General features: G+C 66.6%; 10 protein-coding genes. 5 read left to right on the top strand and 5 right to left on the bottom strand.

All coding sequences use genetic code 11. The features are described from left to right. The first annotated feature begins 243 nt into the window (after positions 1-243). The gene (locus tag CAG29_RS06920; protein ID WP_085583484.1) at positions 244-627 is read left to right on the top strand and encodes a tautomerase family protein; all 384 of its coding nucleotides are present in this window, start codon (positions 244-246) and stop codon (positions 625-627) included. Positions 628-801: 174 nt separating this feature from the next. After that, positions 802-1,770: a 2-hydroxyacid dehydrogenase gene (locus tag CAG29_RS06925; protein WP_085694045.1), complete on the top strand. Its 969-nt coding sequence runs from the start codon at positions 802-804 to the stop codon at positions 1,768-1,770. Here the strand turns inward: CAG29_RS06925 and tssA are convergent. From tssA to CAG29_RS06950, 5 genes are read right to left on the bottom strand one after another with little or no spacing between them, the layout of a single operon-like run. Then, the gene (gene tssA, locus CAG29_RS06930) at positions 1,767-2,867 is read right to left on the bottom strand and encodes a type VI secretion system protein TssA (RefSeq protein WP_085694047.1); all 1,101 of its coding nucleotides are present in this window, start codon (positions 2,865-2,867) and stop codon (positions 1,767-1,769) included. The genes CAG29_RS06925 and tssA overlap by 4 nt on opposite strands. Next, the gene (locus CAG29_RS06935) at positions 2,864-6,685 is read right to left on the bottom strand and encodes a type VI secretion protein IcmF/TssM N-terminal domain-containing protein (RefSeq protein ID WP_085632617.1); all 3,822 of its coding nucleotides are present in this window, start codon (positions 6,683-6,685) and stop codon (positions 2,864-2,866) included. Before CAG29_RS06935 ends, tssA begins: the two co-directional genes overlap by 4 nt. Next, positions 6,682-7,446 (bottom strand): DotU family type IV/VI secretion system protein, encoded by a 765-nt coding sequence (locus CAG29_RS06940; RefSeq protein WP_085632615.1) that lies wholly within the window; start codon positions 7,444-7,446, stop codon positions 6,682-6,684. Before CAG29_RS06940 ends, CAG29_RS06935 begins: the two co-directional genes overlap by 4 nt. Before the next feature lie 18 nt (positions 7,447-7,464). Then, positions 7,465-8,796 carry a type VI secretion system baseplate subunit TssK gene (tssK, locus tag CAG29_RS06945; protein ID WP_085694049.1) on the bottom strand — a complete coding sequence of 444 codons (1,332 nt, stop codon included), beginning with the start codon at positions 8,794-8,796 and terminating at the stop codon, positions 7,465-7,467. A gap of 47 nt (positions 8,797-8,843) precedes the next feature. Then, on the bottom strand, positions 8,844-9,290 hold the full coding sequence (locus CAG29_RS06950; RefSeq protein WP_085583618.1) for a type VI secretion protein: 447 nt from the start codon (positions 9,288-9,290) through the stop codon (positions 8,844-8,846). A 227-nt stretch (positions 9,291-9,517) separates the two neighbouring features. Between CAG29_RS06950 and tssB the strand changes: the two genes are divergently transcribed. From tssB to CAG29_RS06970, 3 genes are all read left to right on the top strand, one after another. Beyond that, positions 9,518-10,060 (top strand): type VI secretion system contractile sheath small subunit, encoded by a 543-nt coding sequence (tssB, locus tag CAG29_RS06960; RefSeq protein WP_085583473.1) that lies wholly within the window; start codon positions 9,518-9,520, stop codon positions 10,058-10,060. 30 nt (positions 10,061-10,090) lie between these two features. Beyond that, the gene (tssC, locus tag CAG29_RS06965; RefSeq protein ID WP_085583471.1) at positions 10,091-11,572 is read left to right on the top strand and encodes a type VI secretion system contractile sheath large subunit; all 1,482 of its coding nucleotides are present in this window, start codon (positions 10,091-10,093) and stop codon (positions 11,570-11,572) included. Between the two features lie 77 nt (positions 11,573-11,649). Continuing rightward, complete coding sequence (locus CAG29_RS06970; RefSeq protein ID WP_003224073.1) at positions 11,650-12,147, top strand: Hcp family type VI secretion system effector; 498 nt, start codon at positions 11,650-11,652, stop codon at positions 12,145-12,147. The last annotated feature ends 9 nt before the right edge of the window (positions 12,148-12,156 follow it).

Genomic DNA, 12,156 nt, shown 5'->3' on the forward strand with positions numbered 1-12,156 from the left:
ATAAATGAGCAGAAGCAAAGACTTAGCTGAGGAATGGTTGTACGGATCAGATTCCAGGTATGTCGTTTTCGGCAAAATAGCTGTCGCTTACAGACACCAAAAATGTCGTTTTCCGACAAGCCCAAGCGCTGCAAGCCTGGCGGAAGTGGCGCTCAGGGCAGCTCACCGACCGGTGTTTATCGGCTATACCCAATGGCGAGATTCCGACCGTGTTCCCCAGCCTTCCGCCCTTGGAGCCGCCCCATGCCCCTTGTCCGCGTCGACATCAGGAAAAACCCCGACCCCACTTTCGCCAAACGCATCGGCGAGGTGATCTACGCCGCCCTGCGCAGCACGTTCAACGTGCCGGAGCACGACAACTTCCAGATCCTGGCCGAACACGACGGGCCGCATTTCATCTATGACCCGCAGTACCTGGGCATTCCGCGCAGCGACGGCATGGTGTTCATCCAGCTGACGGTCAGCGAAGGCCGCAGCGTCGAGCAGAAGCAGCAGCTGTACCAGACGATCGCCCATCACCTGCACAACCAGTTGGCGGTGCGCCAGGAAGACGTGTTCATCAACCTGGTGGAGGTGAAAAAGGAGAACTGGTCGTTCGGCCACGGCATCGCCCAGTACGTGAGCTGAAACCGTGCCCGCCCACGGCGGCGCGACCGCCTGACCAAGCGCCCTCCGGGCCCCCGCACCAGCTCCTACACTGGCTGGTGCGAGCCCAGGGTCTGCGGTTGCCAAACCGCTGCGCGATCCGCACTCTGGCACGACTTTCGCGACCGACACGACGACGATCACAGGAGCCGAGCAATGCCCGCCACCGTTCTGGTACTGGTTGAAACCATCAATGACTACCTGCCGATCCTCGAACGACAGGGCTTTCACCTGATCCTCGCCCCCACCCCCGCCGAACGCGCCCAGGCCATCGCCACCCACGGCCCGCGGATCGATGCCGTGCTGACCCGCGGCCCGCTGGGCCTCTTCGCCGACGAGATCGCCGCGTTGCCGGCGCTGAAGATCATCTGCGTGATCGGCGCCGGCTACGAAAAGGTGGACCTGCAGGCCGCCAGCGACCGGGGCCTCACCGTGACCAACGGCGCCGGAGTCAACGCCTCCTCGGTGGCCGACCACGCGATGGCCATGCTGCTGGCGCTGGTGCGTGACATTCCGCGCTGCGACGCCGCCGTGCGCCGGGGCGAATGGCCCAAGATCATGCGCCCGTCCCTGTCCGGCAAACGGCTGGGCATCCTCGGCCTGGGCGCAGTGGGCATGGCCATCGCCAAACGCGCCGGCAGCGGCTTCGACATGGAGATCAGCTACCACAGCCGCCAGGTGCGCAACGACGTGCCCTACACCTTCTGCTCGACCCCGACGGAGCTGGCCCGGGCCTCGGACTTCCTGGTGGTCGCCACCCCCGGCGGCATCGGCACCCAGCACCTGGTGACCCGCCCGGTGCTCGACGCCCTGGGGCCCAAGGGTTTCATCGTCAACATCGCCCGCGCCAGCGTGATCGCCACCGCCGATCTGATCGCCGCGCTGGAGCAGCGGCGGATCGCCGGGGCCGCGCTGGATGTGTTCGACCACGAACCGCAAGTGCCGGATGCCCTGAAAGGCCTGAGCAACGTGATCCTGACCCCGCACGTCGCCGGGCTGTCACCGGAGGCCACCCAAGGCACTGTCGAGCTGGTGGGGAAAAACCTGGTGGCGTTCTTCTCCGGGCAACCGGTGCTGACGCCCGTCGACCTGCCCCCTCGCCTCAACGACCAGCGCGTGCACTAAAGCACGCCGAGCAACGTCCACATCCGCCGCGCCTCGGCGTCGGCGGAAATCAGTTCGCCCAACAGCTCGCTCAACGGCTTGTTGCCCCACTCCACCGCCCGCCGGATCAGGTACGGCACCGGGCTGTGGGGCTCGGTGCGGGCCAGGTATTCGGCGATCAGCAGCAGTTGCCGGTAGGCTTCCTCGCGGCTGGCCGGCTCGCGGGACGCCTGGGCCGTCGGCGCTTCGTTCACCGCAGCATCAAGCGCCTCATCGGCGGACGGGACCTCGGCGACCGGTTCCTGAACCGGTGGCGGCGCGGGTTGTTGCGGGTGCATGGCGATGAACTCCTTGACCAGCGTCAGCAGCGCTTGGAGGGTCTCCTGCAAGGGCTTGAGCCCCGGCCCCTGATCCCCCAGATAGGTGTCGCTCCAGGCGTCGAGCCTTTGCAGGTGCTGCAACCCCAGCAGCAGGTTGCCCTGCTGGCGCAGCCAGAACGCCATGGGCGTGGCGCGCACCTGATCGCTGAGGGTCTTCTGTTCGCTGCGGGCGGTTTCCGCCAGGGCCTTGGCGTTCTTGCTGTCGTTGACCTGCACCTGCTGCACCTGCAGACGGCGCCAGGCACTCAGGCTGTAGCCCTCGAAATCACGGTTGTGGGCGCCGAACAGCGGCACCCGGGTCAGCAGGATTTCGCTGTAGCGGCGCACCAGCCATTCCAGCGGCGTCACCCGCCAGGACTGGTCGCCGTCTTCGGCCTGTGGGTGCACCTGATCGGAATAGCGCTCGCACAGCCCCGCGACCAGCGCCAGGCTCCCGGGCAGACCGTCCAGCCCCTGCAAATGGAGCCACGCTTCGCCGAGCCAGGCGCTGAGCATCAAGTCCTTGCTGCGTTCCAGCAGCAGGTGGGTGGTGATCGCTTCCACCTTCGGCCAGTCCGCCCGCTTGAGCGTCGATTCCCATACACCGGTCGGCAGGCTGGCGTCGTCTTCGCGGCGCAGGTCGCGCAGTTGGTCGAACTCGCGTTCGTAGCGCAGGTCCACGCCGCACGGCGCGTCTTCGCTGATCGGCGCCAGCAGCTGTTCAATGAGGTCAGGCAACGCGGCGGATGGCAGGCTCACAGCCCCTCCTTCTGGGTGTCGATGGCGGCGGTGGTGCCGGTCATCTGAAACGGCGAACGCGGCGCCCGGGTCGGCGGCGGCGTGATGGACATCGGCAGTTTCGAGCCCTGGCTCATCAGCGACAGGCGCACGAACATCCGAGTGAAGCCGGTGGTGACGCTGTCGTTCTGCGCCGTGACCGGCAGGCGCAGGCTCAGCGGAAAGTCGGTGTAGTCCATGCTCGGCTGGCGCTGCACGGAGAAATGCGCGCGCATCAGGCGCAGCAGCGACCACGGCCCGCCGTACTCCCAGCCCGCCTCAAGGTCGCGCACCACCAGGTTGGGCTGCAGCGGATCGTTGACCGGCCGTTCGTTGCCGTTGCGCGCCCAGCGCAAGGTCAGGCGCACCGGCTGGCCCACCCTCCAGCGCAGGTTCGGCTGCTCGGCGCCGGGGTAATTGATCTGTTGGCTGCCGGCCAGCAGGCCCCAGGCGATCACCTGATCGGCGCCCCTCTCTTCCTCGCGGTCGGTGCGCCAGCGCACATCCAGCTCCAGGCCGAGGATGCCGCTCTTGTCCCGCACGAACAGCGGCGTCAGCCAGGTGCCGGCCTGCTTCAGGCGGTTGAGGAAATCCTCTGCCGCCAAGCGCTCCGGCGCCTGGCTCGTGGCCAGGCCCGCCAGCGCCACCGGCAGGCGCTTGTCGATCAGCTCCAGCAGGTGCTGCACCCGGGCCGGGTCGGCATCCTGCGCCTGCACGCCGTTGGCGAACGGGAAGCGGTCGGCCAGGTATTGATTGAAGTAGTTGGCCAGTTCGTTCCACGCGGCGGCAGCCTGTTGCTGTTGCAGGAACTGGCAACGCTGCATGGCCGACTGCTGCAGCTCCACGGCCCGCATCGCCAGGGTGCCGCGCCCGCCGGCGACGTTGGCGGTCTGCAGCACCTGCACGCAAGAGCCGGTGTCCATCTCGATGAAGTCACGGCTGACCAGCTGTTCGATCTGCGCGGGCGAGCTGGCGGGGTTGGCGTCCTTGTACTTGAGCAGCTCGTCGTTGAGTGCGCTGAACTGGGTCACCCGCTCGTAGTCCAGCGCCGACAGGTTGGCCTGCTGGGTCTTGAGCCACTGCAACGCCGAGGTGCGCCGCTCGGTGATGCCGAGCATGGTATTGAACTGCTGCTTGAGGCTGAGCTTCAGGTCCTGCACGTCGCTGGCGCCGTAGAGTTGCAGGCCGAGGTTCTTCGAGCCGTCCCACTGGCTGATTTCGGCCCGTCCGCCGAACAGCGGCTGGGCGACGATCTCGTCCAGGCCGCTGACGATCTGCGCCATCGCCCGGCGGTTCAACGCGCTTTGCAGGCGCGCCGCCAGGTCCGTGCGGTGCACCTCGACGAACGCCTTCTGCAGTTCCATCGCCTGCTCCGCCCGCACGTTGAACACCGCGTAGGGTTGGGTCTGGTCATTGTGGTCTTTGAGGCTCAGCCACATCGCTTGGGCCGCTGCGCTTTCGGCTGCCTGCAGCAGTGCGCCACGGTAGGCCGACGGGATCCTGGGCAATTCTTCGGCGATGTAACTCTTGTAGCTGGCGAAATAGCTCAACGAAGTGTCGAGGTCGTCGCCGTCCACGGTCTGGCCGCGCAGGTCGATGTTGTCCTGGCTGGCGCGCAGGGCGACCGACACGAAGTCGCGCTTGAACAGCGACTGCACGGCATTGTCCAGCTTGACCACATGCTCTTGCAGCGTCAGTTGCCCGCTGCCCTGCTGTACCAGCAGATTGCCCCGGGAGCCGACCTGGGCGATCCACTGGTCGCGAAAGCTCTGCTGCAGCTTGGCCGCCTGGGCCTCCAGTTGCTGCTCCACCGCCGGCCCCAGCAACGCGCTCTTGTGCACCTTGTCGAGCATTTCGCGGTAGCCCGGCACCAGGTCCTGGCCCTTGCCGCGCCCCCAGGTCGAGTTGGTCAGGGCGATCGCCACCTGCAAGTCGTCGACCAGCGCGCGCAGATCCTCCAGCTCGCCGAGGCTGTTGCCGCTGCCGACCTCCAGTTGTTCCAGGTGCAGCTTGAGGTAGCCGGCCTTGCTGACGAAATTGTCGGCCAGGAAATACTGATCCAGCCAACGTTCCATCAGCCCGGTGAAATTGCCCACGATCAGCGGCCGGTCGACGCTCAGGTCCAGCGCCTGCAGATTGCCGTCCTCGTCGGCCAGCAGCACCCGGTTGAAGAACGCGGCGTGGGGCAGCGTGCCGGCGTTGAGGTTCAGCGACAGGGCGTTGTTGCTCAACTGCACCAGATCCTCCAGCGGCGCCCGGGGATTGTTCAGGGCCTGGCCGAACCACTGGTTCTGCTGCTCCAGGCGCACGGCGCGGTCCACCAGGTCGGTGGCCTTCTGGTAGTTCTGCCACTGCGCAGGATCCTCGCTTTCGACACTGGCCCGCCGGTCGGTGCTGCGGATGCCCTTGAGCTTGGTCAGCTCGGCGTTCAGCAGATCATGCAGCGGTTCGAGCAGGTGCCGCCGGGCCGACAGGCGCAGTTGCTGTTCAAGCGTGGCGTCGAGCGACGAGAACCACGACGTCGGGAACACCAGCGACGCGAAATCCCAGCGCGGCGAGCGCTCCATCACCCGCCACAGGCTCTGCACGTTGCGCCGGGTCGGCTCGACCCGGTGCGCATCGTCGGTGACCGCCACATAGCCTTTCTGGGCGACTTGCAGCAGCCGCGCCAGCTCATGGGCGTCCTTGACCGAGGCATGCCAGACCAGCAGCATCGCCACCGCCCAGACCCCCGCGACCACCACCGCCACCCCGGCCGTCAGCCGTTGCCAGCGCTGGCGCAGGCGCAACAGGCGCGGCACGCCTTGGGCCACGCCACGCTCGCCGACGATGCGCTGGCGCCACAACTGGCGCACGAAGGCGCTTTGCTGCAAGCCGCTGTCATCGGCCGAGAACCCGTCCTGCGCATCCTCCGCCGGTTGGTTGGCGCTCAGGTAAAGCCCGCGAAAGCACGGTGCTTCACCCTGGGCGTTGCCCTGGAACACCGGCTCCAGCACGTTCTGCAAGCCGCGGCGCAGGCTTTCCAGACGCTCCGGCAAGGCGTACAGGTCGGCGCTCAGATGCCCGGACAACGTGCCGATCTCGATCACCGCTTCGGCCACCGCCCGGTGCAGGCGGTCCAGCGCCTGGTCGCTCCATTGCCCCTGCCAGACTGCGTCCCTGGCATAGGGCGACGACCAGCCCAAGGTGCGTTCGCGGGCCTCGTCCGGCAACGCGCTGATCAGCTCCTGGAACCCCGGCAATTCCTCCAGCCCAGTGACCACCACGTACACCGGCAAGCTCAGGCCGAAGCGCTGCAGCAGGTCGATGAAGCGTCGCCGGGCCGCCAGGCCGAGGCCGGTCGCCTGCTCCAGGTTGCCCAGGCGCGCGGCGGGCACGGTCCAGATCACGCCGTCCAGCGGACGTTTGCTGCGCAGGCGCAGGATCAGCCCCAGCAGCCGCCACCAGCCGCCGCGTTGCAGGTGCATGCCGTCTTCGGGCAAGAACAGCGCCTGGGGCACCACCAGCACCGCGCCTTCAGGGTCGGACCACCAGCGGCCGAACCAGGCCGGTTTGTCGGTGGGTTGCAGGCGCCACTCGGTCACCAGTTGCGTGCCTTGGACTTCGTCGCCGAGCATCAGCAGCCACGGCAACTGATAGCGGTCGCGGCTGCCCTGCTCCTGCTCCATGTGCCGCACCGCACCGTAGAAGCTGCGGATCGCCGCGCCGCTCTGGGTGCGCAGCCACCACACCGCGACGGCCAGCAGCACCAGCAGCAGGACGATGCCGACCACCCACGCCACGATCGCCAGCGTGCTCATGAGCCTTGCTCCGGCGCGGGCGCAAGTTCTGTCATCTGCAGCACCGGTTCCAGTTCCTGGCCGATGTCGCGCCACAGCATGTGCCCCAGACCGGCGAGCAGCAGCACCATCGCCGCAACGCCCAAGGCCAGCCGGAAGCCGTCCGGCAGCGCAGTGCGCACCGGCAGGTTCAGCGGCGCCGCCTGCGAGGGCTGCACCAGCCGTTGGCTGACGTCGGCCCAGTCCGCGTCGTCCTGCCAGGCGAAGGTGAACAGCGCCAGGCGCCACTTCTCCCGTTGCGCCTGGCTCTGCTCGCCGCGCAGGCGACCATGGAAGCCGAGGATCAGGCATTGCAGGTAGACGTTGGCCAGGTCGCGGGCGGTGGGTTGCTGTTCTTCAAGCAGTGTCGCGATGGCCGCCGGCACCTGCTCGCCGGCCTGGCGGCTGGCGTACAGACGCGACTCCAGGGGCTTGTCCTGCCAGGCGGCCTGCCCCGGCCAGGGCGTGAACAACAGGGTTTCGTCCACCAGCGCGACGAACGCGTACACCAGCGCCCGCACCTGCTCGGTGGCCGCGTCGCCGACCCGGGCAAACGCGGTGCGCCACAGGCGCTGCGAGGCCTGGGTCGAGAGCTCGACCACGGTGTCGACCAACGCCTGTTCGTCCTCGCCGTCCTTGGGCAACTGGCTCCAGTCCTGCGACCACTGCTGCCAGGCCTGGCGGAACGCGCTGCTCAGCGGCGCGTCTTGCAACCCCAGGCTTGCGGCATTCCCCTGCGACATGAGCGGCTCCTTGTGTGATCAGGCACTTTCACCGGTCTGCGGGACAAACAGCACCACCTGCCAGGGGCTGCTGGTCAGCTTGGCCGCCGGGGCGGCGATCATCAGCGGCAGTTGGGCGTCGAACCAGGTGCCTTCGGCGTTCACCACAAACAGGCGGGTGTCGTCGCCGACGCTGTAGGCCACCTGCTCGCTGCGGCTCATGGCCTGGTGCGTCAGGCCGCTCATGCGCTGGCGGCTGAGCAGCGCGATGTGCGGCGCCGACGCGATGATCGCGCCCCGCAGCCAGTCGCCGGCGGCCTGTTCGCTGGCGCCGTTGGGCATGCGCAGGCCGATGACCAGGCGCTGACTGGGCCGGTCCTCAGGCAACGGGATGGAAAAGCTGTGCTCGCCCCGTTCGAAGGCGATGCTGCGGTAACCGGCGCGGATCAGTTCGAGGGTGGTCTCCAGCCAGTCGAGCACCTGCCCGTAACCGCGCTGCAGCTCAAGGAAGTCCAAGGGTGCGAACGCCGGCACGCCGGCCAGCGGATCCAGCGCCGCCCATGCGCCGGCCAGGCCCAGCAACTGCACATACAGCGCCTGCGGATGGGCGATGCGCGTGTTGAGCAGGCCTTCGACTTCCGGCAGGCGCGCCCACAAGGCCGTCAACTGGCGGCGGATCTCCAGCGCATCGTCCTGGTTGCCGGCCTGCTGCGCCTGGCGCAGGCGACCGCCGAGGAACAGGCACTTCTCCCGCGCCCGCGCGCACAGCCCGGCCACCCGGCGGCCCAGCGGCGAGTCCGGCAGCAGCAAAGGCGTCGGCGGCGTGTACGGCAACGGCAGGAAGCCGCCGCCCTCCTTGCGGATCTTCAGCAGCGGCAGGCAGATCGAATCGGCCTTGTTCAGTTGCGTGCACAGGCGCGGATTGGGTCGCCACACGGTGATCGATTCGGGGAACTCGCCGCTGGTGAGGTCCGGCAGCGCCTCGCCCACCACCGATTGCAGACGCCCCTTGAGCGGCAACAGCTGACCGGCGCGCCACAACGGGCTGACGGCCAGGTACACGGTGACGGTGGCGTCGTCGGTCTCGTCCACCGCCGCGCTCACGTCCAGCTCCAGCGCCGGGCCGACGCCGGCCTGCACATCCACCGGCAGGCCGTCGGGCATCGTCCCTTGCAGCGCCAGGATGCGCACCACCCCGGCGCTCATCGCCGAGGGGTCGAACTCCAGGCGCGCCACGCCCCAGAACCACGGGTTGCAGGCCTGGGCCAAATGCGCGCCGAGCGCCTCGGCCCGCAACCCCTGCAACTGAAAATGCTGCGGCAGCAACTGCATGCCTTCATGCCAGCAAACCGCGTCAGGTAGCAGACTCATGTGATTCCCTTCGACTGCGCCGCAGGCCGGCGGCGGACGGTGCGCTTTCAGTTTTCCCTGCTGACCAGGCTCATCTCGCGGCTGTCGAACTTGAGCCAGGCGTCACTCCGGTCGTCCAGCCGCAAGCGGTGCGCTCCGGGTGTGTTATAGCTGGCGAAGACCAAAAGTCCAGCCGCCCGCTTGCCCCCCAACGGGAAGGGTTGGCGGTCGATGAATTGCCCCGGCACCAGCTCCAGTCCCCACACGCTCATCAACTGACGGTAGTCGCGCTGGTACTGCTCGCGCTCGGCGAACCACTGACTGGCGCTGATGCCCGACAGTTGCTTGAGCAGATCCGGATCGTTGACCGCGATGAAATCCACGGCGATGGGGGTGTCGTCGTTGGCCTTGGGCGCGACGTCGAGGGTCAGGCTGTCGAGATCCACTTTCGGCCCGAAGAACGAACAACCGGCGAGCAGCGCAAAACCGAACGTTAGAAAAAGTCGTGCACGCAAAATGAATTTTCCTTTTCGCAGAACAGTCCAAAAAAGTTTTCGCTTGCATTTTTATAGTCCTGTTCTAGCGTCTTGGGTAGTTCGGTTCCTACGGCCGAATGTGGAAGGTTTGTCAAAGGAACGACAGGTCATCTGCCTCCCTTTCTAACCTGTGGTCCAGCAAGGGAAAGCGATGAACGGGCCTCCCCGATGCATTGCGCCCGCCCATCGCATCGGAGTCCGCCGACATGGCAGAAAGCACCCAGCACAAGCTCGACCGGGTTCGCCCGCCCCGAGTGCAAATCACCTACGACGTCGAAATCGGCAACGCCATCGAGAAAAAGGAATTGCCGCTGGTGGTCGGGATCCTCGCCGACCTGTCCGGCAAGCCCCTGGAGCCGTTGCCGAAACTGACCGAACGGCGCTTCACCGAAATCGACCGCGACAACTTCAACGAAGTGCTCGCCTCCATCGCTCCCCGCGCCACGATCCAGGTCAACAACACGCTGACCGGCGACGAGAGCAAGCTCAACATCGAACTGAACTTCAAGCACATCGACGATTTCGACCCGGTCAAGGTGGTGGAGCAAGTCACCCCGCTGCGCCGCCTGTTCGAAGCCCGTCAGCGCCTGCGCGACCTGTTGACCAAGCTCGACGGCAACGACGACCTGGACAAGCTGCTGCGCGATGTCATCGCCAACACCGAAGGCTTGCAGGAGATCAAGTCGGCTCGCCCGGACACCGCTGTCCCGGCCGCTGACGCCGAAGCGCCGGCCGAACCGCAAGCCTGACCGTCCACTTGAATCCAGGGAGAATCCACCATGCCCGCCGCCGCCCAGAACGAAGCCAGTGAAGGCACGACCCAGACCTTGTCCCTGCTGGACAAGATCATCGCCGAGGGCCGCATGGCCCACGACGACAGCCAGCAGGACTACGCCCGCGACATGCTCGCGGAGTTCGCCACCCAGGTGCTTGACGAAGGCATGGCCATCGACAAGGACACCGTGGCCATGATCAACGACCGCATCAGCCAGATCGACGAGCTGATCAGCGCCCAGCTCAACGAAGTGCTGCACCACCCGGACCTGCAGAAGCTCGAAGCGTCCTGGCGCGGCCTGCACATGCTGGTGCAGAACACCGAGACCAGCACCCGGCTGAAGCTGCGCCTGCTCAACGTCACCCAGAAAGAGCTGCAGAACGATCTGGAGAAAGCCGTCGAGTTCGACCAGAGCGCCCTGTTCAAGAAAATCTACGAAGAGGAATACGGCACCTTCGGCGGCCACCCCTTCAGCCTGCTGGTGGGCGACTACACCTTCGGCCGGCATCCGCAGGACATCGGCCTGCTGGAGAAACTCTCCAACGTCGCCGCCGCTGCCCACGCCCCGTTCATCGCCGCCGCCAGCCCACGGCTGTTCGACATGAACAGTTTCACCGAACTGGCGGTGCCGCGTGACCTGTCGAAAGTCTTCGAGAGCCAGGAACTGATCAAGTGGCGCTCGTTCCGCGAAAGCGAAGACTCACGCTACGTGTCGCTGGTGCTGCCGCACTTCCTGCTGCGTCTGCCCTACGGGCCGGACACCTCGCCGGTGGAAGGCATCAACTACGTCGAGGACGTCAACGGCACCGACCACAGCAAGTACCTGTGGGGCAACGCCGCCTGGGCGCTGTCGCAGCGCATCACCGAAGCCTTCGCCAAGTACGGCTGGTGCGCGGCGATCCGCGGGGCCGAGGGCGGCGGCGCGGTCGAAGGCCTGCCGGCGCACACCTTCCGCACCAGCTCCGGCGACCTGTCGCTCAAGTGCCCGACCGAGGTGGCCATCACCGACCGCCGCGAAAAAGAGCTCAACGACCTCGGCTTCATCGCCCTGTGCCACAAGAAGAACAGCGACATCGCGGTGTTCTTCGGCGGCCAGACCACCAACAAGTCCAAGGTCTACAACACCAACGAGGCCAACGCCAACGCGCGGATCTCGGCGATGCTGCCGTACGTGCTCGCCGCGTCGCGGTTCGCCCATTACCTGAAGGTGATCATGCGCGACAAGGTCGGCAGCTTCATGACCCGCGACAACGTGCAGAGCTACCTCAACAACTGGATCGCCGACTACGTGCTGATCAACGACAACGCGCCCCAGGAGATCAAGGCGCAGTACCCGTTGCGCGAAGCGCGGGTGGACGTCACCGAAGTCGCCGGCAAGCCCGGCGCCTATCGGGCCACGGTGTTCCTGCGGCCGCACTTCCAGCTTGAGGAACTGACCGCGTCGATCCGCCTGGTCGCGACCTTGCCGCCGCCGGTGGCGGCCTGACCGGCCCTCGCCCGCCGGCACCGCCGGCGGGCCTCTCCCCGTTTGCCTAGCGCGACAACCTTCAGGAGTTCCAAGCGATGGATGCAATCATTCTCGACCTCGGCGGCGACATCAAAGGCGACAGCCTGCTCGAGGGCTACACGGACAAGATCGAAGTCATGTCCTACAGCCACAACGTGGCCATGCAAGTGACCAACGACGTCAGCAACTCGGAGCGCACCAGCGGCAAGCCCCACGTCGGCGAGTTCACCCTGACCAAGTTCGTCGACACCTCCACCCCGTCCCTCAACGAATACTGCTGCGCCGGCAAGCCGATCCCGGAAGCCAAGATCACCATCGGCCGCAACGCCGCCGAAGGCAGCGGCCAGCTGCTGCCCTTCATCATCTACACCCTGACCAACGTGGTGATCTCCAACGTCAGCGTCAGCGGCGGCACGGGCGGCAAGCCGGTCGAGACCCTGTCCCTGAACTTCACCAAGATCAAGTGGGAGCTCACAGCGCAGAAGGACGACGGCACCAAGGAAGGCACCGCCGCTTCGACCTGGGACATGGCCGCGAACAAGCTGGTCAGTTAAGCGGACGCC

Source organism: Pseudomonas sp. B7(2017) (assembly GCF_002112745.1).
In the GTDB taxonomy this organism is placed as follows: Bacteria; Pseudomonadota; Gammaproteobacteria; order Pseudomonadales; family Pseudomonadaceae; genus Aquipseudomonas; species Aquipseudomonas ekonensis.